This window comes from Allobosea sp. TAF32 (assembly GCF_052113585.1).
Lineage (GTDB): Bacteria > Pseudomonadota > Alphaproteobacteria > Rhizobiales > Beijerinckiaceae > Allobosea.
On the sequence record NZ_JBFRDM010000002.1, the window covers coordinates 238,146 to 261,222 of the forward strand.

Annotated in this window: 22 protein-coding genes and 1 pseudogene; 9 read left to right on the forward strand and 14 right to left on the reverse strand. The window is 64.7% G+C overall.

The window, feature by feature from the left end:
- Window positions 1-78: 78 nt before the first annotated feature.
- Window positions 79-1,125, reverse strand: a complete 1,047-nt coding sequence (locus AB4Z16_RS05725; RefSeq protein WP_441510377.1) for an ATP-binding protein — start codon at window positions 1,123-1,125, stop codon at window positions 79-81.
- A 116-nt stretch (window positions 1,126-1,241) separates the two neighbouring features.
- Between AB4Z16_RS05725 and ppk2 the strand changes: the two genes are divergently transcribed.
- A complete protein-coding gene (gene ppk2 / locus AB4Z16_RS05730; RefSeq protein ID WP_441510378.1) occupies window positions 1,242-2,183 on the forward strand; it encodes a polyphosphate kinase 2 in 942 nt (313 codons plus the stop codon).
- A gap of 161 nt (window positions 2,184-2,344) precedes the next feature.
- Here the strand turns inward: ppk2 and AB4Z16_RS05735 are convergent, their stop codons facing one another.
- From AB4Z16_RS05735 to AB4Z16_RS05770, 8 genes are all read right to left on the reverse strand, one after another.
- Entirely contained in the window at window positions 2,345-3,631 is a 1,287-nt protein-coding gene (locus AB4Z16_RS05735) for a TRAP transporter large permease (RefSeq protein WP_441510379.1), read from the reverse strand.
- Window positions 3,628-4,140 (reverse strand): TRAP transporter small permease, encoded by a 513-nt coding sequence (locus AB4Z16_RS05740; protein WP_441510380.1) that lies wholly within the window; start codon window positions 4,138-4,140, stop codon window positions 3,628-3,630. The genes AB4Z16_RS05735 and AB4Z16_RS05740 overlap by 4 nt, the downstream gene beginning before the upstream one ends.
- 211 nt (window positions 4,141-4,351) lie before the next feature.
- Window positions 4,352-5,344: a sialic acid TRAP transporter substrate-binding protein SiaP gene (locus AB4Z16_RS05745; RefSeq protein ID WP_441510381.1), complete on the reverse strand. Its 993-nt coding sequence runs from the start codon at window positions 5,342-5,344 to the stop codon at window positions 4,352-4,354.
- Between the two features lie 55 nt (window positions 5,345-5,399).
- Entirely contained in the window at window positions 5,400-6,077 is a 678-nt protein-coding gene (locus tag AB4Z16_RS05750) for a GntR family transcriptional regulator (RefSeq protein ID WP_441510382.1), read from the reverse strand.
- Window positions 6,078-6,100: 23 nt separating this feature from the next.
- On the reverse strand, window positions 6,101-6,997 hold the full coding sequence (locus tag AB4Z16_RS05755; RefSeq protein WP_441510383.1) for a dihydrodipicolinate synthase family protein: 897 nt from the start codon (window positions 6,995-6,997) through the stop codon (window positions 6,101-6,103).
- Window positions 6,998-7,182: 185 nt separating this feature from the next.
- On the reverse strand, window positions 7,183-8,001 hold the full coding sequence (locus AB4Z16_RS05760) for a carbohydrate ABC transporter permease (RefSeq protein ID WP_441510384.1): 819 nt from the start codon (window positions 7,999-8,001) through the stop codon (window positions 7,183-7,185).
- Window positions 8,001-8,927, reverse strand: a complete 927-nt coding sequence (locus tag AB4Z16_RS05765) for a carbohydrate ABC transporter permease (protein ID WP_441510385.1) — start codon at window positions 8,925-8,927, stop codon at window positions 8,001-8,003. The genes AB4Z16_RS05760 and AB4Z16_RS05765 overlap by 1 nt, the downstream gene beginning before the upstream one ends.
- Window positions 8,928-9,030: 103 nt before the next feature.
- Window positions 9,031-10,368 carry an ABC transporter substrate-binding protein gene (locus AB4Z16_RS05770; RefSeq protein ID WP_441510386.1) on the reverse strand — a complete coding sequence of 446 codons (1,338 nt, stop codon included), beginning with the start codon at window positions 10,366-10,368 and terminating at the stop codon, window positions 9,031-9,033.
- A gap of 201 nt (window positions 10,369-10,569) precedes the next feature.
- Between AB4Z16_RS05770 and AB4Z16_RS05775 the strand changes: the two genes are divergently transcribed.
- Both AB4Z16_RS05775 and AB4Z16_RS05780 read left to right on the forward strand, forming a co-directional pair.
- Complete coding sequence (locus AB4Z16_RS05775) at window positions 10,570-11,430, forward strand: amidohydrolase family protein (protein WP_441510387.1); 861 nt, start codon at window positions 10,570-10,572, stop codon at window positions 11,428-11,430.
- A complete protein-coding gene (locus AB4Z16_RS05780; RefSeq protein WP_441510388.1) occupies window positions 11,424-11,879 on the forward strand; it encodes an RbsD/FucU family protein in 456 nt (151 codons plus the stop codon). Before AB4Z16_RS05775 ends, AB4Z16_RS05780 begins: the two co-directional genes overlap by 7 nt.
- A gap of 110 nt (window positions 11,880-11,989) precedes the next feature.
- Here AB4Z16_RS05780 and AB4Z16_RS05785 read toward each other — a convergent pair whose 3' ends face one another.
- On the reverse strand, window positions 11,990-12,250 hold the full coding sequence (locus tag AB4Z16_RS05785; protein ID WP_441510389.1) for a hypothetical protein: 261 nt from the start codon (window positions 12,248-12,250) through the stop codon (window positions 11,990-11,992).
- A gap of 278 nt (window positions 12,251-12,528) precedes the next feature.
- Here AB4Z16_RS05785 and AB4Z16_RS05790 point away from each other — a divergent pair, with 278 nt between their 5' ends.
- Window positions 12,529-12,798 carry a hypothetical protein gene (locus AB4Z16_RS05790; protein WP_441510390.1) on the forward strand — a complete coding sequence of 90 codons (270 nt, stop codon included), beginning with the start codon at window positions 12,529-12,531 and terminating at the stop codon, window positions 12,796-12,798.
- 773 nt (window positions 12,799-13,571) lie between these two features.
- Window positions 13,572-13,909: pseudogene (locus AB4Z16_RS05795) on the forward strand (endonuclease domain-containing protein).
- 400 nt (window positions 13,910-14,309) lie between these two features.
- Here the strand turns inward: AB4Z16_RS05795 and AB4Z16_RS05800 are convergent.
- Window positions 14,310-15,986 carry an AIPR family protein gene (locus AB4Z16_RS05800; protein WP_441510391.1) on the reverse strand — a complete coding sequence of 559 codons (1,677 nt, stop codon included), beginning with the start codon at window positions 15,984-15,986 and terminating at the stop codon, window positions 14,310-14,312.
- 217 nt (window positions 15,987-16,203) lie between these two features.
- Here AB4Z16_RS05800 and AB4Z16_RS05805 point away from each other — a divergent pair, with 217 nt between their 5' ends.
- The 3 genes from AB4Z16_RS05805 to AB4Z16_RS05815 all read left to right on the forward strand — a co-directional run bounded on the left by AB4Z16_RS05805 (window position 16,204) and on the right by AB4Z16_RS05815 (window position 19,487).
- Complete coding sequence (locus AB4Z16_RS05805; RefSeq protein WP_441510392.1) at window positions 16,204-17,382, forward strand: phosphoserine transaminase; 1,179 nt, start codon at window positions 16,204-16,206, stop codon at window positions 17,380-17,382.
- 222 nt (window positions 17,383-17,604) lie between these two features.
- Window positions 17,605-19,194, forward strand: a complete 1,590-nt coding sequence (serA, locus tag AB4Z16_RS05810) for a phosphoglycerate dehydrogenase (protein ID WP_441510393.1) — start codon at window positions 17,605-17,607, stop codon at window positions 19,192-19,194.
- Between the two features lie 2 nt (window positions 19,195-19,196).
- Complete coding sequence (locus AB4Z16_RS05815) at window positions 19,197-19,487, forward strand: DUF1902 domain-containing protein (RefSeq protein WP_441510394.1); 291 nt, start codon at window positions 19,197-19,199, stop codon at window positions 19,485-19,487.
- Here the strand turns inward: AB4Z16_RS05815 and AB4Z16_RS05820 are convergent.
- A complete protein-coding gene (locus AB4Z16_RS05820; protein WP_441510395.1) occupies window positions 19,445-20,341 on the reverse strand; it encodes a sigma-70 family RNA polymerase sigma factor in 897 nt (298 codons plus the stop codon). The genes AB4Z16_RS05815 and AB4Z16_RS05820 overlap by 43 nt on opposite strands.
- Window positions 20,334-20,756 carry an antibiotic biosynthesis monooxygenase family protein gene (locus AB4Z16_RS05825; RefSeq protein WP_441510396.1) on the reverse strand — a complete coding sequence of 141 codons (423 nt, stop codon included), beginning with the start codon at window positions 20,754-20,756 and terminating at the stop codon, window positions 20,334-20,336. The genes AB4Z16_RS05820 and AB4Z16_RS05825 overlap by 8 nt, the downstream gene beginning before the upstream one ends.
- 222 nt (window positions 20,757-20,978) lie before the next feature.
- Here AB4Z16_RS05825 and bla point away from each other — a divergent pair, with 222 nt between their 5' ends.
- The gene (gene bla / locus AB4Z16_RS05830; RefSeq protein ID WP_441510397.1) at window positions 20,979-21,980 is read left to right on the forward strand and encodes a class A beta-lactamase; all 1,002 of its coding nucleotides are present in this window, start codon (window positions 20,979-20,981) and stop codon (window positions 21,978-21,980) included.
- A gap of 140 nt (window positions 21,981-22,120) precedes the next feature.
- Here the strand turns inward: bla and AB4Z16_RS05835 are convergent, their stop codons facing one another.
- Complete coding sequence (locus tag AB4Z16_RS05835; RefSeq protein WP_441510398.1) at window positions 22,121-23,029, reverse strand: DMT family transporter; 909 nt, start codon at window positions 23,027-23,029, stop codon at window positions 22,121-22,123.
- Window positions 23,030-23,077 lie beyond the last annotated feature (48 nt).

Genomic DNA, 23,077 nt, shown 5'->3' on the forward strand with positions numbered 1-23,077 from the left:
AACACTTCCTATATGACGGCCGGATGACATGACGTCATGAAAACTGTCACAAAGCGTTGAGGCGGCGTTTCAGCCGCCTCAACGCCGGGCCTCGAAGCGCGGCAGGATCGCCTTGAAGGTCGCCCCCTCGCCCGGCTTGCTTTCGATCGTGAGCCTGCCGCGATGACGCAGGACGATGTGCTTGACGATCGCCAGCCCCAGGCCCGTGCCGCCCGCTTCCCGGCTCGCGGCGGTGTCGACGCGGTAGAAGCGCTCCGTCAGGCGCGGCAGATGCTCCGGCGCAATCCCCGGCCCGTCGTCACGAACATAGAAGCCGGCTTCGTCCTCGCCGGCCTCGACGGCAATCTTCACCTCGCCGCCCTGCTTGCCATATTTGATGGCGTTCTCGACGAGGTTCTCCATCAGCCGCAGCAATTCGTCGCGGTCGCCGGGGACCAGCAGCGGCTCGCGCGGCGTGGTGAGCGTCAGCGTCACCTCGCGCTCGCGCCCCATCAATGTCAGCGAGTCGACGATTTCACGCGCGATCCCGGCAAGATCGACCGGTGTGTCCGGCGCCACATGCGCGCGCTGCTCGATGCGCGAGAGCGAGAGGAGATCGTCGACGAGGCGCGCCATGCGCAGCCCCTGCTCGCGCATGATGCCGAGAAAGCGCTCGCGCGCCCGCTCGTCGTTGCGCGCTGGCCCCTGCAGCGTCTCGACGAAGCCGAGCAGAGAAGCGAGCGGCGTGCGCAGCTCATGGCTGGCATTGGCGACGAAATCGACGCGCATGCGCTCGATCACCCTCTGCTCGCTGAGGTCCTGGAAAGTGAGCAGCGTCGGCCGGCGCCGCCCGCCGCCCAGCGCCGCGACATGGATGCGGAAGGCGCGCTCGAACGGCACACGTTCGACCAGCTCGACGGTGTCGCGTCCGCCCTTATGCGCGACTTGTTCGATCGCATCGTTGAGATCGGGGTCGCGCAGCACCAGCGCCAGGAACTTTCCGACCTCGAGCCCCGGAACGAGCGCGTGCATCGCAGGGCTGAGGGCCTGGGCGATGCCCTGTTCGTCAAGCAGTACGACGGGGGCGCCGAGCGCCTCGATCATGGACCGCATCGTCGCGGGAGAGGTAGTGGCAATGTCGACCATGGAGCGCTCGGAGCCGGCCGGTTCCGCCGGCCAACCCTTCCTGAGCGGAACGAGAAGAGGCGTCAATTCCCTTCCACGCATCAGCCGGCTACGCTTCGCCTGAAGCGGAGGCCGCGATGGCAAAGAAATTCTCAGGTTCAAACCCCAACGGGTCGATCGCGCCGCCTGCCGGCAAGAACGGCAAACCGGCGAAGGCCGCCTCCAAACCCGAAGGCTTCGACATCGAGGCCGACACGCTGTCGGAAGCCATCATCGACGCCGCCTATCACAGCGGGGACTACCCATACGGCAAGCGAATGAAGCGCAAGCGCTACAATCGTGAGCTCGAGCCGCTTCAGATCGAGCTGCAAAAGCTGACGCGCTGGGCCTCCAGGCAGGGCGAGCGCATCGTCATCGTTTTCGAGGGCCGCGACGGCGCCGGCAAGGGCGGCACGATCGGCCGCTTCACCCAGCATCTCAATCCACGCCAGGCGCGCACCGTCGCGCTGCCGAAGCCCTCCGACACCGAGAAGGGCCAGTGGTATTTCCAGCGCTATGCCAGCGAGATGCCGACATCCGGCGAGCTCGTCTTCTTCGACCGCTCCTGGTACAACCGGGCCGGTGTCGAGCATGTCATGGGCTTCTGCAAACCCGCGGAAACCGAGAGCTTTCTGCACGAGGCCCCCGTCTTCGAGGGCATGCTGGCGCGGGACGGCATCCGCCTCATCAAGCTCTTCCTGACCATCGGCCGCGAGATGCAGATGACCCGGCTGCATGCGCGCTGGCACGATCCGCTCAAGCGCTGGAAGCTTTCGCCGATCGACTTCGAGGCCATCCCGCGCTTCGACGACTATTCCCGTGCCTTCGACGAGATGCTCGGCCGGACCTCGACCGACGCTGCGCCCTGGCATGTCGTGCGCAGCAACGACAAGCTGCGCGCAAGGCTCAACGCCATCCGCTATGTGCTGAAGGCGATCCCCTACGCGGATAAGGACGAAGCCGCGATCGGCAAGCTCGACGAGGAGATCGTCATCCCCGTCGCGCGCTATCTCGACCATGGCGGCGAGCCGGAGAGCTGAGGGCTTCCGAGCTCTTCCTCTCAGCCCTCATCCTGAGGCGCGCTTCGCAGAGCGTGTCTCGAAGGATGCTTCGCGAGGCTCCCGATCCATCTGGACCATCCTTCGAGACGGCCCTCCGGGCCCCCTCGTGACGAGGGCCGATGGAACGATCGCGGCTTCCCTCACGGCCCCATCATGTGGTTCGGCAGCCATGTCGTCAGCGGCGGCCACAGCGTGATCGCCGCGAGCACGACCAGCAGCGGCACCAGCCAGGGCAGGATCGCCTTCGACATCGTCTCGAAGGAGACATTGGCGATGCGCGTCACCACGAAGAGCACCACGCCGATCGGCGGGTGGATCGTGCCCAGGATCAGGTTCAGGATCATGATGATGCCGAACTGCACCGGATCGATACCGAAGCTGTTCGCCGCCGGCACCAGGATCGGGATCAGGATCAGCATCGCAGCCAGCGCCTCCATGAAGCAACCGACGACGAGCAGGATGAGATTGCAGACGAGCAGGAAGACGAGCGGGTGCCGGATCGTCTCGACGATCATCGGCGTCAGCGTCTGCGGCACGCGCGAGATCGACATGCACCAGCCCAGCGCGCCGGCCGCCATCACCAGCACGGCGACGAGCCCCATGGTCTCGACCGTGTCGATCAGGATCGGCCAGAGCTGCTTCACCTCCAGCGTGCGGTAGACGAAGAATCCGAGGAAGAGCGCATAGAGACAGGCGACCGCGGCCGCCTCCGTCGGCGTGAAGATGCCGGAGAACATGCCGCCCAGGATCAGCGGCGGCGTCATCAGCGCGAAGAAGCCGCTGAAGAAGGTGCGGCCGATCTCGCGGAAGCCCGCGAACTTCTCCTTCCGGAAGCCCTGCCGCCCGGCGATCATCGCGACCATCACCATCAGCGACAGCCCCATCAGCACGCCGGGAACGACGCCGCCAATGAAGAGCCGGCCGATCGAGACATCGGCCGTCACGCCGTAGATCACCATCGGCAGTGAAGGCGGGATGATCGGGCCGATCGTCGCAGCCGCGGCCGTGATCGCGGCGGCCGTCTCCGGCCGATAGCCGGCCTTGCGCATCGCCCGGATCTCGATCGCGCCCGAGCCCGCCGCATCGGCCACCGCCGAGCCGACCATGCCGGCGAAGATCATGCTGGTCAGGATCGAGGCATGGGCATAGCCGCCGCGCAGCCAGCCGATCACCGAGGTCGCGAAGGCGACGATGCGGTCGGTGATGCGCGCCGCGGCGAGGATGTTGCCCATCAGGATGAAGAGCGGCGCCGCGACGATCGGGAAGGAATTCATCGCCTGCGCCATCTTCTGCGGCACGATCGAGGCAGAGAGATCGCCGATCAGCACGAAGGCGAAGGCGGCGAGCCCCATCGAGGCGAAAAGCGGAAAGCCGGCGAGGATCGAGAGCAGCCAGACGGCCGTGATCTTGAAGATCAGCGCGCTCATTCCGCCGGCTCCTGCAGCGTCGCCGCCACCGGCTCGTAAGGCGAGGTCCGCCAGTTTCGCAGGCTGCCGACGAATTCGCCGACCCCCTGCAGCGCCGTCACGATCCCGGCGAGCACCATCGGCGCGTAGAGCAGCCCCATCGACAGCGGCACTGTCGTCGCCTCGAGATCGTGGTTGGCCTCGACCAGATGCACGCCGTACCAGGCGATCAGCAGGCCGAAGACGATCATGGCGAGTTGCATGATCGCCTCGGCCGAGCGCCATCCGCGCGCGGGCAGCATGTCGTGGAAGAAGCGGATGCGGATATGCGCGCGGCGTCGGCTGGCCAGAATCCACCCGGTCACCGCGACCCAAAGCATCAGGAAGCGTGAGACCTCGTCGGTCCAGATCAGCGGCTCGCCGAGCGCCCGCGTGACGATGCCGAGCGTCACCGTGATCAGCAGTGCGACGAGGAGGATCGCAGCGATCACCTCCATCGCCCGGTCGAATACCCTGGGCAAGAGCGTCATGGGGATGCTTTCGCTATCTTGGATCTGACATCGCAACCGTCATTCCGGGGCAGGCCGAAGGCCTGAGCCCGGAACCCATGAACACAATGATCGCCGGATGAAGCGGACGAATGCCGCGCTCAACCGATCGAAACCGGTGTTCATGGATTCCGGGCTCGCTGCTACGCAGCGCCCCGGAATGACAGCGTGGGAATGCAGGGAACAGACACCCTCACAGCCCCTGGATTCGATCCCAGAGGCCCTTGCCCCATTTGCTCTCGAACTTGGCCGGCACGCTCGCCAGGACCGGCTTGCGGAAGGCCTCGTTGTCGGGCTTCGTCACCGTCATGCCGCCCTTGGCCATGCTGTCGGCCAGGCCCTTTTCCTGCTCCAGGATCTCGTTGTCCTGCCAGATCGCGGCCTTGTCGACGGCGGCCACGACGATGTCGCGATCGGCTTGCGGGATCTTCTGCCAGGCGCCCTCGTTCACGATCACCAGCCGCGGCGTGATGATATGCGCGGTCAGCACAAGGTATTTCTGCACCTCCGCCAGCTTGGCCGAGGCGATGGTCGGCAGCGGGTTTTCCTGACCGTCGACCGCCCCTTGGGAGAGCGCGAGATAAAGCTCGGAGAAATTCAGCGGCGTCGGCCGCGCGCCCCAGGCTTCCGCCATGGCGCGGAAGGTGTCGACCTCCGGCACGCGCAGCTTGAAGCCCTTCATGTCCTCGACCGAGTTGATCGGCTTCTTGCCGCTGGTGAGATGGCGGACGCCGTAATAGTTGACACCGATCATCCGCATGCCGCGCTTCTCGACCAGCGCCTTGTTGAGCTCGTCGATCAGCGGCGATTTCAGCGCCCGCGTCATATGCGCCGCATCTTTCCAGATATAGGGCGCCTCGATGATCGAGAGCTGCGGCACGAACTGGCCGAGCTGCGCTGCGCCTTCCGTCACCATGGTCAGGGCACCGCTCGCAACGGATTCGACCATGTCACGGGAGGAGCCGAGCTGCCCGTTCGGGAAGGACTGGACGTCGACGCGTCCGCCGGTCTTCTCCTTGATTTCGGCCGCCGCCTTAACCGCGCTCTGCGGCGAGGGATGGCTCGCGGGCTGGCCGTCGGCCCAACGCAGCACCAGCGCCTGCGCTCTCAGGATGTTGGGCGCCGCGATCGCAGCCGTCCCCGCCGCCGCAGCGGCCATGAATTCGCGCCTCGTCTGCTTCTTCATCGCCTGTTCCCTCCGGGAAGCGGCCGGTTCTTCCGGCTCGTGATGATTGGTGGTGTCAGTACTGCATGGCCCTCGCGCGGGCGTTGCCGATATGGATGCTCATTTCGTCCGCGGCGCGTTCCGGGTCGCGGCTCTCGATCGCAGCGATGATCTTGAGATGGTCCTGCATCACCGGCACGAGGATGTGGTTCTGGATGCGCGTCTCGTATTGCCGGATCAGCCTGATCTTCAGCCAGGTTACGCGGAAGGCCTGACTGACGATGTCGTTGTCGAGATGGTCGATGATGGCTTCGTGCATCCGCCGGTCGACATCCTCGGCATCCTCGATCAGGCGCTCGTCGCCGCCGGCCTCGGCCCGGGCGATGATCGCCTCGTGGCGGGCGCGCTGCTCGGCGATCTCCGCGTCCGTCGCGTTTTGGGTGTAGAGCGCCGTCGCCTCCTTCTCCAGGAAGAGCCGGAACTGGAAGGCGTTGCGGATCAGGTTGAGATCGACATGGGCGACCTGCATGCCGCGCTGCGGCACGGTCTTGATCAGGCCCTCCGCCTCCAGCCGCGGCACGAGCTCGCGGATGGCGCCGAGCGGAAAGCCCGTCATCGCGACGAGCTCGCGCTGGGTCACGAACTGGCCGGGCTTGATCTCGCGCGCCAGCAATCGCTCGGTGAAGGAGGCATAGGCGCGCTCCCTCAGCTTTAGCGGTTCGCCCTCGCGCGGTTCATGCTCCGGCTCGCTCACGATCCCTCCTTCCGGCATCCCTGTCAGGCAGCCTTTGCCTGCTTGATCGAATCGAAGGCCGCAAAGAGCCGCTTGCGGGTCGCTTCGTCCAGCGCTTCCAGCGGCGGACGCATCGCGCCATAGCCCGGATCGCCATGGATATGGCCTGTGAGCGCCTTCACCGCCGCCAGCACCGGATAGGAGCAGATCTCGTCGACCAGCGCATTCACCACCGGACTGTCCTTGCCCTCATAGACCATCGGGCGGAGCAGCTCCGGCACCAGATTGGCGACGCCGCAGATCGTACCCTCAGCGCCGTTGCGCACGGCCTTGGCGAGCTGGCGCTCGTCGCCTACCAGGATGGCGAGTTCGCCATGCGCCTTCAGCAGCGCTTCGGTGTTGGCATAGCTGCCGGACGAATCCTTCACGCCGATGACGAGGCCGGGGAACGCCGTCTTCAGCCGCTGCACCAGCCCGACGCTGATATCGACGGCCGTCACCGACGGGATATGATAGAGCACGACATTGCGCGCCGAAGGCCCCAGCTTCTCGAAGAACTGCGAGAACCAGACATAGAGCCCGTCATCGCTGACGCCCTTGAAGTAGAAGGGCGGCGCGACGAGCAGGCCCTTTGCTCCGGCATCGAGCGCCAGCTGCGCCTGCTCGACCGCCTCATGCAGCGAGGCAGCCGCGATGCCGGCATAGATCTGCTTGGCAGGATCGATCCCCGCCCCGATCAGCGCGCCCATCATTGCCGTCCGTGCCGGCAGCCCGAGCGCCGCCCCCTCGCCTGTCGTGCCGAACAGCGTGACCGAGTCGCAGCCTGCAGCCAGAACGTGACGGGCGTGATGGGTGAGGCGCGGCAGGTCGACGCTGCCGCCCTCCCGCATCGGGGTCGTGATCGCGCAGGAAAGGCCGAAGCGGGTCTTGTCGGTGGCCATGTGAGGGAGCTTTCAGGGCTGAACGTTGACTGACATGTTAGTATGAAGACAGAAGCGCCCGCAAGCGCCCCGCATTGGTTTTGCTGGAGCATCGGACCGAAAAGTGGAATCCACTTTCCGGAGAGGCTCGATGCTCAAACAATGAGCTCGGTCGCCATTTCGCGTCCGATATGACGCGCGGCGATCTAGCCGTCCTTGAGGCCTCCGGCCGAGAGCCCGGCGACGATCTGGCGCTGTGCGATCACGGTGACCAGCAGCACCGGCAGCGTCACCAGCAGCGCCGCCGCCGCCAGCGGTCCCCAGGAGATCTGCTCGAAGGTCAGCGAGTTGTAGACGGCCGAGGGCAGCGTCCGGCTCGCCTTGCCACCGAGCACGACCGAGAAGATGAAATTGTTCCAGGAGAAGATGAAGGCGAGGATGCCGCCGACGACGATACCCGGCTTCGCCAGCGGCAGTGCGACATGGCGGAAGGCCTGCCACGTCGTGGCGCCGTCGATGCGCGAGGCATCCTCCAGCTCTATCGGCACGTTCTCGAAATACCCGATCATGATCCAGACGATGATCGGGATGGTGATCACGAGATGGGTGATGACCAGCGCAGTGATGGAGCCCACCAATCCTGTGATCTGAAACAGCAGGAAGAGCGGGATGAGATAGGACAGCGCCGGCGTCATACGCGCGACCAGGATCAGGATCGCAAATTTATGCGCCTTGCCCCGCGCGATGCCGTAGCCGGCGGGCACGCCGACGAGGAGCCCGAGCAGAACCGCCCCGCCTGTCACCAGGATCGAGTTCCAGAGATAGAGCCCGAAATTGTTCTGCGCGAAGACGTCGACATAGTTCTTCAGCGTCGGCGGGTTCGGGATGAAGATCGGCGGGAAGGCAGTGTTGTCGAGCTCGTTCTTCAGCGACAGCGAGATCATCCAGAGGAAGACCAGAACAGCCGGCGAGACCAGCACGAAGACCGAGGCCCAGAAGCCGAACTTTTTGGCGAAGCGGTTCATCACGCGTTCCACTTCGACTTCTGCCGTGCATAGAGCAGCAGCAGCGAAAGCATGATGATGATGATGAAGAAGATCACCACGACGGCCGAGGCGTAGCCGATCTTGTAGAACTGGAAGGCCTGCAGATAGAGGAAGATGTTCAGCGTTTCCGACGCCGTGCCGGGCCCGCCCTGCGTGATCACGAAGATGGTGTCGAAGGCCTTCAGCGCGTCGATGGTGCGGATCACGATCGCCACCATGATGAAGGGCCAGACCAGCGGCAGCGTGATGTGGCGGAACATGTGCCAGTCATTGGCGCCGTCGATCAGCGCGGATTCATAAGGCTCGCGCGGCAGCCCGGCGAGGCCGCCGAGCACGATCAGCATCACCAGCGGCGTCCAGTGCCAGACCTCGACCATGACCAGCGTCGGGATCACCGTCGCCGGATCGTAGACCCAGCCCGAGGGGCCGATGCCGACGAGCGAGAGCAGGTAATTGAGCACGCCGAGCTGCGGATGGAACATCATCGTCCAGACCAGCGCGACCGCCACCGGCGTCGCCATCATCGGCATGACGAAGATGGTGCGCAGCAGCCCGCGGAACGGGAATTCGCGGTGGAAGACCAGCGCCGCCGCGGTGCCGAACACGATCGGCAGCACCACCGCCAGCACCGTGAAGTAGAGGGTATGTCCCATCGACTCGATGAAGCGCGCATCTTTCGCCAGCTCGGCGAAGTTGCCCAAGCCGACGAACTCGACCCCGCCGCCGATCTTCCAGTCCTGGCCGGACATGAAGAGCGTGAACAGCCAGGGGAAGACGATGACAGCCGCAATCACCAGCACCGCCGGCAGCGAGAACAGCCAATAGCGCGGCGTGAAATCGTGAGATTCCGCGGCGGCGGGCGGCGCGGCACTGGCGAGACTTGCTGGCAGGGACGTGCTGGTCATGCGTCTGAAACCGTCATGCTCGGGCTCGACCCGAGCATCTCTTCGAGAGTGCGCATTTGTCACGAGATGGCCGGGTCAAGCCCGGCCATGACGCTTGTCTTCCTCAGGCCTGCTCGCTCTTGGCGAGCACCGGCGCGAAGGTCTCGGTCGCCTTCTTGAGCTCGGCCGCAACATCCGCCCCGCCGATCGCATTGGTCAGCGCCACGCCGAAGACGTCGCGGAACTCCGTCACCGGCACGATCTGCGGCAGACCGGCCCGCGCGATCTTGGCCGAGGCCAGCAGGCATTCGAAATACTGCTTGCCGAATTTCGACTGCTGGATCGTCTCGGTGTCGAGATAGGCCGAGGAGCGACCGGGCGCACCGGCGCCGGCCTTGAGCATGGCGATCTGGTTCTTCCTGTTGGTCATGTACTGGAGGTAGAGCCAGGCCGCCTCCTTCTTGGAGGAGCCGCGCGAGATGCCCATGCCGTCGGCGAACATGCCGGCATAATGCGCCTTCGGCCCCGGCGGCGTCACGCCATAGCCGACCTTGCCGACGATGCGGGATTTCGACGGATCCTCCAGCGGCGTGGCGAACCCGATGCCGTCGAGCCACATCGCGGCGCGGCCCTGCATGAAGGTGGTCTGGCACTCGTTCCAGTTGAAGCCGACCTGCCCGACCGGGCCGGTCTCCTTGTTGAGCTTCTTGTAGAGCTCGGCCGCCCAGATCGCCTCGGGCGTGTCGGTGAGCAGCTTGCCCTCCGGCGAGACCGTCTCCATGCCCTGACCGAGCATCAGCGAGGTCCAGACCGGGATGTTGGCGTTCTTCAGGCCGCGCGAGACGAAGCCGGCAACGCCCTTCGCCGGGTCATGCAGCTTCTGCGCCGCCGTGAACATCTCGTCCATCGTCTTCGGATAGGCGACGCTCTTCGCGTCGAAGAGCTCCTTGTTGTAGTAGATCATCCAGTAGTCGACGAAGAACGGGAGCGTATCGAGCGCCCCGTCCGCCTGCCGCGCATAGGCGACCGGGCCGGCGCCGAAATCGGCAAAGTCGAAATCCGGCGCGGTCAGCGCGGCGTTCTTGATGTAGGGCTCGAGGTTCTCGAACCACTTGCCCTTGGCCGCCATCCGCTTCTGGACGTGCAGCGAGATGCCGCTGACGTCGAAGCTCGGCTTGCCCGAGGCGAATTCGATCACCGCCTTCTGGCGCTGCTGCTGCTCCGGCACCTGCTCGGACGAGACCTTGATGCCGGTGAGCTCGGTGAACTCCTTCTCCGCCGCCTGCATCAGCTCGGAGCGCGGGTTCTTGACCAGCAGCACGTCGATCGACTGTCCCGAGAACTTCTTCCAGTCGAACGCTCCTTGCGCCTGCGCCTTCCGCAGCACGAGCGGCGAGGCGAGCGCGGCAGCGGCACCGCTCAGAAGGACGCGTCGGGTCGGCTTGAGAATGCTGTCGGTCATCGGCGTCCTCCCACGGACTATAAATGCCGCCCTTTGCGGGCTTGCCTTCGCGCGGGATGTCCTGAAGCGGCGCTTCCGCCACCCGCGATCGGGCTGGACGCTAATCCGCTTTCGAGCCGGTTGCAAGCTAACATGTTGGCGTGCACATAGTAGCGCCACGCCGGGCCACCCCGGTGCAGAGCCCGCCCGCGAGAGCCGCCCGTGAAGAGCCCGCCCCGCATCGATTCGCACCAGCATTTCTGGCGGCTCGCCCGTGGCGATTATGGCTGGCTGACGCCCGCGCTCAAGCCCCTCTATCGCGACTTCGGGCCTGCCGACATCGCCCCGCATCTCGCCGAACACGGCATCACGTCCACCATCCTCGTCCAGGCCGCGCCGACCGAGGCAGAGACTCGCTTCCTGCTCGATCTCGCCGCCGCCACGCCCTTCGTCGCCGGGGTAGTGGGCTGGGCCGATTTCGAAGCGCCCGATGCCCCCACACGCATCGCCGCACTCGCCGCCGACCCGCTGCTGGTGGGCTTAAGGCCGATGGTGCAGGACATCCCCGATCCGCACTGGCTCGCTCGTCCCGACCTCGCCCCCGCCTTCGCCGCGATGAAGGCGCAGGGCCTCGTCTTCGACGCCCTGGTGAAGCCGCCGCAGATCCCGGCGCTGCTCGCGCTGCTCGACCGCGAGACGGAACTGCCCGTCATCGTCGACCACGGCGCCAAGCCCGATCTCGCCGGCGCCGACCTCTCCGACTGGCGCGACGGCATCGCCGCGCTCGCCGCCCGGCCGAATACCGCCTGCAAGCTCTCCGGCCTCGTCACCGAAGCCGGGCCGGGCTGGACCGACGCGACGCTGGAGCCGGCGGTGTCACACCTTCTCGCCTGTTTTGGCCCGCAACGGCTGCTCTGGGGCAGCGACTGGCCGGTCGCGACGCTTCGCTCCTCCTACGGTCAATGGCACGCCTCGGCCGAACGCCTCACCGCCACGCTCAGCGAACCCGAGCGCGCCGCGCTCTTCGGCGGCAACGCCGCCCGCATCTATCTCGCGAACAGGGGGCGCCGCCCGCCATGCTGAAATCGCTCGATCCCGTCCTCTCCGCCGATCTGCTCTGGGTGCTCGCCGCCATGGGCCATGGCGACGACCTCGCCCTCGTCGACGCCAACCACCCGGCCCAGACCATCGCCAGCGCCACCACCAGCGGAAAGCTGATCCGCCTGCCCGGCCTGACGATGCAGCGCGCCGCCCGCGCCATCCTCTCGGTGCTGCCGATCGACGATTTCGAGCCTGAGCCTGTCAGGCGCATGGAAGTCGTCGGCGATGCCGCCGCGATCCCCGACGTCCAGCGCGCCGTGCAGGCCGAAATCGATGCGGCGCTCGGCCGCCCGGCGCCGCTCGCCGGCATCGAGCGCTTCGCCTTCTACGAGGCGGCGCGGCGCGCCTTCGCCGTGGTGCAGGTCGGCGACCCCCGCCCCTATGGCTGCTTCCTGCTGCGCAAGGGCGTCATCGCCGGCGTGCCGGGCTAGAGCATCGGACCGAAAAGTGGAATCCGCTTTTCGGACAAATCCGATGCTTGAACAAAGAGTTAGATCGCCACTTCGCGTCCGGTAGGACGCGCGGCGATCTAGCCGGCGCCTCACGCCCCCTTGGCGACGGCCTGCTTCAGCCGCGCGACGGCCTCGGTCGCGCCGGCCTTCACCGAGACGTCCAGCGCCTCGCTTTCGCGCTCGATCATCTCGATCAGCGCCTCCGGCGTGATCGCGGCGCGCGTCGCAGTGAGCTTCAGCACGGCATTGGCGAGGATGTTGGGCCAGAACGCCGCCCCGCCCTTGGCCAGCCCCTTGGCCTTGCGGCCCTCGAATTCACGGGCGAGCTGTTCGGGGGTCTTCTTGGCCATGGTCTCGTTACCTCCAAGCAATTCCAGCAAAAATGCGAAGCGGTTTTGCGTCCGGAATTGCGACAAAGCGAAAGGCTGGAGCTTTGGAGGCGAACCCTGTTCGCCGGACATGCTCTAGCGGGATGAGCCGCTGCCTATCACGAAATGCCGGCCCCGCCTTCCCCCTCCCGCCAACGATCCCGCGGCCGCACTGCCCTGCCCGCGCATCGGGGCCGCGACAATCGCATTTGCAAGCGGGCGCGACGCAAGGCAGGAGCGCCGCTTGAGGCAGACCTGTGATGCGGCTGCCCGTTCAGGACCAGACCATGCCCCGCCTCTCCCGCGTTTTGCTCGCCGCCTTCGCCGGCCTCCTCATCCTCGCCGCTCTGGTCGCCCCGGCCACTGCCGGGATTACCGACCGGGAGCTGAGCTGCGCCGACTATCTGAAGTCCGGCGCCCATCGGAAGAGCGAATACTCCGCCGCCGTTGCGGAAAAGATCAGGGCCTTCTGTGCCGCTCACCCGAAGATGAAGGCTGTCGATGCCGAGATGACGATGACGGGGGATTGAACGGGCGGGACTTCCCTTCTCCTCGACCAAAAGCCCTCTCTGCGTCATGCTCGGGCTTGACCCGAGCATCTCTTCCCGAAGGAGGCTCTGGCGCCTCTCCTGCCCGAGATTCTCGGGTCTGCGCTCCGCTCCGCCCGAGAATGACGCATGGGTTTATCCCGCTCGCGCTTCCACGCGGCGGGTTCGAACGAGGGGCAGCGGAGCGCCGCGAGGCGCGTTGGGTATCGGGCCGCTTCCGTTGAGCCAGGATGCGGCGCGGAAGGATTGAGCCACCTTCCGCACGCCCCGTGGCGCTCCGCTCATCGGCGATTTCGGACTCCGGGCCGCGCTTATACGGCTGGGCTGCTAGGGATCGGCGGGCTCGGACGCCAGTTCCCCTCATCGGGTCGTCGCGTCCTGCCGTGCCGACCGTCACCGGCCGAGCCTTCCAGCGAGCTCCTCGCACAGGGGCCGTAGTACCCCCAGGGCGGTGCCCCGAAGCCTCCCGGGAGTGGGTCGTAACCCCACCCGCAGGCGCCGCCCCCGCCCCTACCAACGGCATACCTCCGGATGGCTGCCCCTCGGGGACGAGGTGGGCCGAGAATAGGCGCGGTTTGCGCGGGCGGGGATAAGTCTTCGCGAAGGGACCGCGGGGACCCCTCTCCCGCATCGAAGTCGGCTGTTGCCGACTTCGACACTTTGAGTGCTGATCTCGGGCAAGCCCGAGATCAGTAAGAGACAGGGGTGAGGGACCGCCATTGATCGTCGAGGCGAATGTGTTCAGCCTCCGCTCGATGACAACCGAACGGCGCCAATTCGCCAGGCAGCTTCGGCGGCACGCAACCGAGCCGGAGGAAGTCCTGTGGTCGCTCTTGCGAAACCGCCAACTCAACGGCCTCAAGTTCCGCCGACAGGTTCCCTACTCGGCTACACCGTCGATTTCATCTGCATCGACCGAAAGCTGATCGTCGAGATCGATGGTCGCCAGCATCGCTGGGAAGCGGACTACGATGCCGCGCGAACGGAGGAAATCGAGCGACACGGCTTCACGGTCATTCGCTTCGGCAATGCCGAGGTCGTGGATGACAGGGATGCCGTCATTGCCGCCATTCGCAAGGCCGTTGGCGGATAGGGCGCGCGCCCTGCTTACCTCAACCGTCCCTCAAGAGGCGCGGGGAACCCTTCTCCCGTGTGGGAGAAGGGCAGGGATGAGGGCCTGCGCTATCCGACAAGGGCCGCAGCGGCGCCGTTGCGCCTCAATGATAAGCGGCGGTCCCTCACCCCTGCCCCTCTCCCATCCGGGAGAGGGGTTCCCCGCGCATCATTCGGTTTGGGCGGTGCCCCAAAGCCTCCCGGGAGTGCGTCGTAACCCCACCCGCAGGCGCCGCCCCCGCCCCGCCAACGGCATATCTCCGGATGGCTGCCCCTCGGGGACGAGGTGGCTGGATTATAGGTGTGCGGCTAGAAGCGGGGACAAATGAGACGCAAAGCCGACAAAGAGGCGGACCTACAAAACAATGCAAAATGCACTTTCATAACCCGCTCAGCAGGTCAAAAAAATCACTTTGGCGCCCGGAGAACTCAGCCATGATCTTATCTTTCGTGCGCGAACTTCTGAACATTTGATAATGTGCAACGGACTTTGTCTGCCCACAGACTCTTGCGACAACACCGATAGCTTGGAGAATTAACGCCTCAGCCTCTTCGCCGACAGGAATTGGACGAGAGTCTTTTGCTAGGATTAATCTGGCTGCAAATAGAACAAACCAATGACCATAAACTAGAAACTGAAGCTCTCCACCCCTCTCAATACTACTTCCAAATTTAGCGATGTAGGCGTCGCGCATATTTTCAATTGCGCTGTGAAACTTAAATATCCGACACAAATCGTCAACATCGTAGCTCTCATGAAATATAGAATTAAATCTAGATTCAAATATCGAATCAGACTCTCCCTTTGCACGCTCAGGCTCACGGAGATAGTATGTCATAATGATCTGACCCAGCTTCAGAGCATCGATCCTTAGATCAACATCCCTGTCGCTATGCATATTTCTTTTACGCTCAAAGAAATATCCTCTTTCAGCAAATGCAAGTTCTAATTTTTTCAGAACTGGATGGTTAGCTCGAAGATCTCGACTCTGTATGCGAGCCTGGCTGTTTGTCGCAACAGCAACTCGCTCAGCAATATCCCCTCGGTCCGTGGCATAGACGCGAACCATTAGAATTACATTCTCAAGAGAATCCGAATTTAAACGACTTGCCTCAACAAGAGAATGCGATGTTTGAGCGCCGTTAACTATCTGAAAATCCTCGATCTTAATCTTTGGGTTGACGTGGCCTTTATTATATGAGTAATTCTTGCACGTTATAGTTATGCCATTGTTCAAGTACCAAAATAAATGGCTATCACTTGATGTAGCCGTTGATATAATAGACTGATTATATCCACCGTTAGAACCCAAGAAAACTCTAAGATTATCATCGAACAGATATCGCTTCACCGATCGGCGATCTGGTGTCTGGATAAGCTCAACAAACGATTTTGCATCAACGGATGCTATGACACCGCGCACATCCCCGTCCGTGCGCTCGAAAGCTTCCCGGCCCACCACTTGAAGATACCCTGTCTCACGATGCTTATCGCGTGACCCCAAATCACGTATAAGCTCGCTAGGGCCATAACATTCGAATCCAACCTGAAGATGCTTAGAGCACACCCGATCGATTATCTCGCGCGCAGAAGAAGATATCCCTCTATCGTTAGAGCAAAATACAATTCGATAACGGCATATAATTCCATCTTCATGCAACTTCCAAATTCGATTCACGGCCTCTCTAAGTCGTAAATTACCAGATTTTCCTAAATGCTCTGATTTATCAAACAACTCTTCGATAAATAACGACAGCTTAAGAGCCTCGGAATCGTTAATTGTCTTATCTGTAGCCGCCGCCGTCTCCCGGTATTTTGATTGGAATAAATACACTTCGACATGACCATCACCTTCCACAATGTGAATAGCATCAACACCGCGGTCGTCCGGGCCATCCGTTATGGACTCCCAAGTCTCATCCTCAAGCTGAGGAAAAAATTGATCTAGAACTAGCCAAAGCATCGCCATGGAAAGATTTGGAAGTCTGCGCGCCTCGGACACCGAGCGAACTCGCGCATCGATAATATCCCAATCAATCTGAGAAATTTTGGCCATTCGTTTCACCCCCCTTCAAGACACACGATGAGGGGCGAGAGATTGCAAGCAAACAATCGCCTCGTCCCCAAGGGAATAGGGCGGCCGCAGGCCGATATGGGGTGCTAGCACACGTGGTATACTGACAGCCTTGACTCTCCACCCCGTCGCGCCTACCCCCATCGACGGGACACGCCCCCCCAACGGGGCGCGCCCATCTGTAAGGATGGAGACATCGATGGCGAATACTGCTCCGGCCGTGCGTCCGCGCGTGCCTAATTTCTCGTCCGGCCCCTGCGCCAAGCGCCCCGGCTGGGCCCTCAAGAACCTCTCAGACGCCCCGGTCGGCCGCTCGCACCGCGCCAAGATCGGCAAGGACAAGCTCAAGCGCGCGATCGACCTGACGCGCGAGGTGCTTGATGTTCCCGCCGATTACCGCATCGGCATCGTGCCGGCCTCCGACACCGGCGCCGTCGAGATGGCGCTCTGGTCTCTGCTCGGCGCCCGCGGCGTCGACATGGTCAGCTGGGAGAGCTTCGGCGCCGGCTGGGTCACCGATGTCGTCAAGCAGCTCAAGCTCGCCGATGTCCGCACCTTCGACGCCCCCTATGGCGAATTGCCTAACCTGAAGAAGGTCGACAGCAAGAACCGCGACGTCGTCTTCACCTGGAACGGCACCACCTCCGGCGTGCGCGTCGTCGACGCCAGCTGGATCGCGGATGACCGCGAGGGGCTGACCATCTGCGATGCCACCTCGGCCGCCTTCGCCCAGCGCCTCGACTGGCCGAAACTCGATGTCGTCACCTTCTCCTGGCAGAAGGTGCTCGGCGGCGAGGCCGCGCATGGCATGATCGTGCTCTCGCCCCGCGCCGTCGCCCGGCTCGAAAGCTACAAGCCGGCCTGGCCGCTGCCAAAAATCTTCCGCATGACCTCGGGCGGCAAGCTGATCGAGGGCATCTTCACCGGCGAGACCATCAACACCCCCTCCATGCTCGCGGTCGAGGACTATATCGACGCGCTGGAATGGGCCCAGAAGGTCGGCGGGCTCGACGGCCTGGTGAAACGCGCCGACGGCAATGCCCGCGTCATCGCCAAGTTCGTGCGCGAAAACGACTGGATCGACTTCCTGGCCGTGAAGCCGAAGACGCGCTCCAACACATCAGTGTGCCTGAAGTTCACCGATCCGGCCGTGACGGCCTTGCCGGCGGACGCGCAGGCGGCCTTCGCCAAGCAGGTCGTCTCGATCATCGAGAAGGCCGGCGCCGGCTACGATCTCGGCCATTACCGCGACGCCCCTCCCGGCCTGCGCATCTGGTGCGGCGCGACGGTGCAGGCACGCGACGTCAAGGCGCTGCTGCCCTGGATCGCCTATGCCTTCGCCGAAGCCAAGGCGGGGCTGGGCAAGAAGGCGGCGTAAAGAGCGCTTCACCCTGTCATTCCGGGGCGCGGGCTTTCGCCCGCGAACCCGGAACCCACGACCGGGCGAGCCCTTTCCACCGCTTCAACCAGAACCGCAGCGTCGCACCCCGTCGTGGGTTCCGGGTTCGGCTTCGCCGCCCCGGAATGACAGGCGGGGGCGCCCTCCCCCTTCTCAGCGCCGAAACGCTCCTCGTGCAGCGCGGCGCAGCCGGAGCCTCCCATGCCCGCACCGAAAGTCCTGATTTCCGACGCCCTCTCCCCCGCCGCCGTCCAGATTTTCAAGGATCGCGGCATCGACGTGACCTTCGATCCTGCCCTCGGCAAGGACAAGGACAAGCTCGCCGCCGTGATCGGCGAGTATGACGGCCTCGCCATCCGCTCGGCCACCAAGGCGACCGCCAAGCTGCTGGAGCAGGCCAAGAACCTCAAGGTGATCGGCCGCGCCGGCATCGGCGTCGACAATGTCGAGATCCCCGCCGCCACGGCGCGCGGCATCATCGTGATGAACACGCCCTTCGGCAACTCGATCACCACCGCCGAGCACGCCATCGCCATGATGTTCGCGCTCGCCCGCCAGATTCCGGCCGCGGACGGCTCCACGCAAGCGGGCAAGTGGGAGAAGAACCGCTTCATGGGCGTCGAGATCACCGCCAAGACGCTCGGCCTGATCGGCGCCGGCAATATCGGCTCGATCGTCGCCGAGCGCGCCATCGGCCTGAAGATGCGCGTCATCGCCTACGACCCCTATCTCTCGCCGGAACGTGCCGTGCAGCTCGGCGTCGAGAAGGTCGAGCTGGAAGACCTGCTGAAGCGCTCGGACTTCATCACGCTGCACGTGCCGATGACCGAGAAGACGAAGAACATCCTCTCGGCCGAGGCGCTGGCGAAGACGAAGAAGGGTGTCCGCATCATCAACTGCGCCCGCGGCGGCCTCGTCGACGAGCAGGCGCTGGCCGATCTCATCAAGTCCGGCCATGTCGCCGGCGCCGCCTTCGACGTGTTCTCGCAGGAGCCGGCCGAGACGAACCCGCTCTTCGGGCTGGAGAACGTCGTCTGCACGCCGCATCTCGGCGCGAGCACCAATGAAGCGCAGGAGAATGTCGCCCTGCAGGTGGCCGAGCAGATGAGCGACTACCTGCTCAAGGGCGCGATCACCAACGCGGTCAACTTCCCGTCGATCTCGGCCGAGGAAGCGCCGCGCATCAAGCCCTTCGTCGATCTCGCCGAGAAGCTCGGCTCCTTCCTCGGCCAGCTCACCGAGGCGCCGGTCAAGGGCATCCGCATCGAGTATGAGGGCGCGGTCGCCGCGCTCAACCTCAAGGCGATCTCGGCCGCCGCGATCACCGGCGTGCTCAGGCCCTTCCTGCCCGAGATCAACATGGTCAACGCCGCGCTGATCGCCAAGGAGAAGGGCATCGTCGTCGAGGAACTGACCCGCGAGGTCGCCGGCAACCTCGAAAGCGTCATCCGCATCGTCGTCGAGGCCGAGGATATGCCGCGCCATGCGTCCGGCACGGTCTTCCATGACGGCAAGCCGCGCATCGTCGAGATCCGCGACATCGCGGTTGACGCCGAGTTCGCGCCGCACATGCTCTATGTCCGCAACGACGACAAGCCGGGCTTCATCGGCCAGTTCGGCTCGCTCTTGGGCGCCGCCGGCGTCAACGTCGCGACCTTCGCGCTCGGCCGCGACAAGCCGGGCGGCGACGCGATCTGCTATGTCGCCGTCGACGAGCCGATCTCGGACGATCTGCTCGACAAGATCCACGAGATCCCGATGGTCAAGCGCGCCCGGCGCCTGCGGTTCTGATCGTGCTCAATCCGCTGCGGGCCATCGTCGCCTCCCGCTCGGGGGCGGCGCTGGCGCCGATCCGCTTCGAGGTCCGCCGCGACGAGGCGGCGGGCCTCTGGTACGCCATGGACACTGGTGAGCTCGGCATCGTCACCGAAGCCGAGTCGCTCGACGCCCTGCGCGAGCGGCTTAAGCAGCTCCTGCCGGAATGCTTCGGCATCGAGGACTGCCCGGTGGAGCTTACGCTCTGCGACGAGGAAGCGCCCGTTCAGCCCGCCGACACCGCGATGTCGGCGCTCTCCAGCACATAGCGCGCGAACAGGAAATCCCTGATCGCGACGATCTCGTCGCCGCGCCATTCCAGCGTCACGAAATAGAGCGGCCGCCCGTCGCTGTCCTGTGCGTCGAGCATCAGCACGGCCGGTTTTCCGTCCACGACCCCGGACGCGCAGCGCCAATGCGTGGCGGTGTCGTAGCGCCCAAAATAGGGCGCCACCTCGTTGCGCCCGCTGAGTTGCAGGCGGTTGACGAGATCGAGCCGGACATCCTCCGCCAGCATCGCGCGAACCGCGTCGAAATCATGCGCGTTGAACCGGGCGACATAACTCTCCAGCCGCACGCGCTCGGCCGGCGCGAGCTGCGGCGCCCGCATGTCTCCCGGCTCGTGCGCGATTTCCGCAAGCCGCTGCCGCCCGCGCTGCAGCAGCCCTTTGACCGCGGGCGGGCTGAGTTCCAGAAGCTGCGCGATCTCGTCGACCGAGAAATCGAGCACGTCGCGCAGCGTGACGGCGCTGCGTTGCGCCGCTGGCAGGCGCGCGAGCGTCTGCAGGCTGGCCCGGGTCGCGAGCGGGTCGAAGCCGGCCTGCCGAGGCGAAACCATGTCGTCCTGATCCTCGCTTTCCAGTTCCGCGCGGCGGGCACGGCGCCGGAGCGCATCGAGCGCGGCGTTATGCGCGATGCGGAACAGCCAGCCATCCGGGTTTTCGATGGGAGCGGCGTTGCTCCAGGCTTCGGCAGCTTTCAGGAGCGCGTCCTGGACGACGTCCTCCCCTTCGACCGCCGAGCCCATCATCCGGGCGCAGTAGCGGTGAAGGCGCGGCCGCAGCCGCGCGATCGTCTCGCTCAATACGCTCCGCGCGGCACCGCCCGCCACTCTGTCAGCCATGGGAAAATCCGATGTCGCATAACATCGTCTCGACGGTGGCCAGGGAGCCGATCCGTCCGACATAGGCCTTGAAATACTCGGTTTCCCGGAACGCCGCGACATCGTCGGCGCTGCGCCAGCGCGAATAATTCACGACCCGCCGGCCGTCCCGACCGACCAGAACCGAGGACGAGAGCGACCCCGGCTGCTTGCTGAAGAAGTCTTCCGTGCCTTCGCGCAAAATCTCCGCAAGCCGCAGCTGGTCGGCGGGCTGCACGGTGAAGACGTTGACGAGCGCGATGCTGTCGCCCGCCGCGGATGTCTTGGTTTCCATGGCAGTTCCTTTGTCCCGGGCGCGAGAGGGCATGGATAGGGTGAGGCTGCCAGCAAAGCCCGCCGCCAGCACGGCCCGGCGCGAGACGTCGTTCTTCGCCATATCGCAAACCTCCATTTTGCCGGACACCATTCCCGGCCAGTGAAGGCGCCGGCACGGCATCCATCTTCAAAGACGAATGCCGCACGCGATCGGAACCGCGGCGGCGGCATGTTTCTTCTTTCGATAGGCCCCGCTGTGGCTGACGGATTGAGCCAACCTGCCGCCGCAAGGCTGCCGCAATGTCCCTCCCCTCTGATGGCCTCGCCATCAAGGGACCGCCCCATGCCTGCCCGCCTTCGTCTCGCCGCCGCTGCCCTCGCCTGCCTCACCGCTTTCCCCGCCCTCGCCGATTGGGACAAAGCCAGGCTCGACAAGGAGATCGCCGCGATCGAAGGGCAGGCGAAAGGTCGGCTCGGTGTCGCGCTGATCGATCTCAAGGATCGCAAGCAATGGTCCTATCGCGGCTCCGAGACCTTCCCGCTGCAGAGCGTGTTCAAGCTGCCGCTCGCCGTCGCGGTGTTGCAGCAGGTCGAGGCCGGCAAGTTCAGGCTCGACCAGCCGATTACCGTGACGCGCCTGGATTTCTCGCTGTTCAACAGCCCGCTGGCCAAGGCCTTCAAGGGCGAGCGCAACGACTATCCGCTGAGCGAACTCGTCCAGCTCGCCGCCGGCCAGAGCGACAACACCGCCGCCGACCTGCTGATGCGCGAGATTGGCGGGCCGCAGGTGGTGACGAAGATGCTGCGCGACGGCGGCATCACCGGCATGTCGATCGACCGTTATGAACGCCAGTTCCAGCCCGAGATCTACGGCCTGCGCGGCTTCGCCTGGGGCGAGACGGTCGACGAGAAGCGCTTCCGCGCCGAGCTCAAGGCCCTCAAGCCGGAAGTCCGCATCGCCGCGCTGTCGAAGGCGCTGAACGACAAGCGCGACGCTGCCACGCCGGAAGCGAGCGCGCTCTTCCTCGAGGGCTTCGCCAAGGGCACCTGGCTCCGCGACCCCGCCCATACCGCCTTCATCGAGAAGATCGTCGCGGAATCGAAGATCGGCGCGGACCGCGTCAAGGCCGGGCTGCCGGCAGGCTCGCGCTTCGCCCATCGCACCGGGCTCGGCCTCACCACGGATGGCATCAACCACGCCAGCAACGATATCGGCGTCGCCACGCTGCCGGACGGGCGGCGCTTCGTCATCGTGGTCTATCTCGCCGGCTCGCGGGCCGATCCGAAGGAGCGCGACGCCGCCCATGCCGCCGTCGCGCGGCTCGCAGTCTCGGCATTGCGCTGAGGCCGCAGATGTCGGGGCGTGCATGCCCGGGCTTGACCCGGGCATCTCTGGCATAAGAAGCGCCCTGTCCTGCGAGAGATTCTCGGGTCTGCGCTTCGCTTCGCCCGAGAATGACGGCGGCTGCAGACGAAAGGGCTCGTCTACCGCCCCAGCCGCTCGGCGATGAAGATGCCGCCGAGCACCAGCGCGAGCGCGACCGCGTGATAGACCCCGAAGGGCTCCCCGAGGAGCAGCACGGCGAGGATCGGCGCGAAGACCGGCACGAGATTGACGAAGACACCGGCCCGCCCCGGCCCGATCAACTCGATCGCCCGCATGAAGGACAGTTGCGACAGGATCGAGGGGCCGATCACCGTGAAGGCGAGGATGGCCCAGCCCGTCGGGCTCGGCATGTGGAAGCGGCCCATGGCGATCTCTGCCGCGAGCAGCGGCAAGGAGAACAGACAGGCAAAGGCCGCGGCGACCGTGAAGAAGACGAGCTGCGGCATCGGCGGCCGGCTGCGAACCGCGACCGTGTAGCCGGCATAGAAAACGCAGGCGAGGATCATCAGCAGGTCGCCCGGGACGAAGCGGAGATTCGCGAGCACATGGACATCGCCGCGGCTCGCGGTGACCACGACGCCGAGCAGGGTGACGGCGACACCGAGCGCCTGCATGACGCCGATCGGGATGCGATAGGCGATGAATGCGCCGAGTAGAACGAAGACCGGGATCGAGCCTTGCAGAATGCCGATATTGATCGCCGTCGTCGAATAGGCCGCCACATACATCAGGGTGTTGAAGACGGTGAAGCCGGTGATGCCGAGCAGGGCGATGTAGGGCCAATGCGCCTTGATCTGCGGCAGATGCTCGGCGATCTGCCGCCGCAGCAGGAAAGGCATGATCAGGCAGACCCCGATCCAGCGAAAGGAGGTCAGCGCCATCGGCGAGATGTTGCCGACCGCAAAACGGCTGGCCACGGCATTCCCGCCCCAGATCAGCGTCGTCCCGATCATCAGCAGATAGGCGTTGGTCCAGGCGCGTTGCAGCCAAGTCGGGGAAGGGTGCACGTTTCCGCCCTGTCGCGAGAATGGGCACATGCAATAACCTTGCGCGAG

What these genes read in the sequence shown, in the direction of transcription:
- AB4Z16_RS05790 (WP_441510390.1), top strand. Translation starts at nt 12,529, where the DNA reads ATGCGGCTGCCCGTTCAGGACCAGACCATGCCCCGCCTCTCCCGCGTT.
- AB4Z16_RS05770 (WP_441510386.1), bottom strand. Translation starts at nt 10,368, where the DNA reads ATGACCGACAGCATTCTCAAGCCGACCCGACGCGTCCTTCTGAGCGGT.
- AB4Z16_RS05735 (WP_441510379.1), bottom strand. Translation starts at nt 3,631, where the DNA reads ATGAGCGCGCTGATCTTCAAGATCACGGCCGTCTGGCTGCTCTCGATC.
- AB4Z16_RS05740 (WP_441510380.1), bottom strand. Translation starts at nt 4,140, where the DNA reads ATGACGCTCTTGCCCAGGGTATTCGACCGGGCGATGGAGGTGATCGCT.
- AB4Z16_RS05725 (WP_441510377.1), bottom strand. Translation starts at nt 1,125, where the DNA reads ATGGTCGACATTGCCACTACCTCTCCCGCGACGATGCGGTCCATGATC.
- AB4Z16_RS05755 (WP_441510383.1), bottom strand. Translation starts at nt 6,997, where the DNA reads ATGGCCACCGACAAGACCCGCTTCGGCCTTTCCTGCGCGATCACGACC.
- ppk2 (WP_441510378.1), top strand. Translation starts at nt 1,242, where the DNA reads ATGGCAAAGAAATTCTCAGGTTCAAACCCCAACGGGTCGATCGCGCCG.
- bla (WP_441510397.1), top strand. Translation starts at nt 20,979, where the DNA reads ATGCCTGCCCGCCTTCGTCTCGCCGCCGCTGCCCTCGCCTGCCTCACC.
- AB4Z16_RS05780 (WP_441510388.1), top strand. Translation starts at nt 11,424, where the DNA reads ATGCTGAAATCGCTCGATCCCGTCCTCTCCGCCGATCTGCTCTGGGTG.
- AB4Z16_RS05805 (WP_441510392.1), top strand. Translation starts at nt 16,204, where the DNA reads ATGGCGAATACTGCTCCGGCCGTGCGTCCGCGCGTGCCTAATTTCTCG.
- AB4Z16_RS05785 (WP_441510389.1), bottom strand. Translation starts at nt 12,250, where the DNA reads ATGGCCAAGAAGACCCCCGAACAGCTCGCCCGTGAATTCGAGGGCCGC.
- AB4Z16_RS05760 (WP_441510384.1), bottom strand. Translation starts at nt 8,001, where the DNA reads ATGAACCGCTTCGCCAAAAAGTTCGGCTTCTGGGCCTCGGTCTTCGTG.
- AB4Z16_RS05765 (WP_441510385.1), bottom strand. Translation starts at nt 8,927, where the DNA reads ATGACCAGCACGTCCCTGCCAGCAAGTCTCGCCAGTGCCGCGCCGCCC.
- AB4Z16_RS05745 (WP_441510381.1), bottom strand. Translation starts at nt 5,344, where the DNA reads ATGAAGAAGCAGACGAGGCGCGAATTCATGGCCGCTGCGGCGGCGGGG.
- AB4Z16_RS05820 (WP_441510395.1), bottom strand. Translation starts at nt 20,341, where the DNA reads ATGGCTGACAGAGTGGCGGGCGGTGCCGCGCGGAGCGTATTGAGCGAG.
- AB4Z16_RS05800 (WP_441510391.1), bottom strand. Translation starts at nt 15,986, where the DNA reads ATGGCCAAAATTTCTCAGATTGATTGGGATATTATCGATGCGCGAGTT.
- serA (WP_441510393.1), top strand. Translation starts at nt 17,605, where the DNA reads ATGCCCGCACCGAAAGTCCTGATTTCCGACGCCCTCTCCCCCGCCGCC.
- AB4Z16_RS05825 (WP_441510396.1), bottom strand. Translation starts at nt 20,756, where the DNA reads ATGGCGAAGAACGACGTCTCGCGCCGGGCCGTGCTGGCGGCGGGCTTT.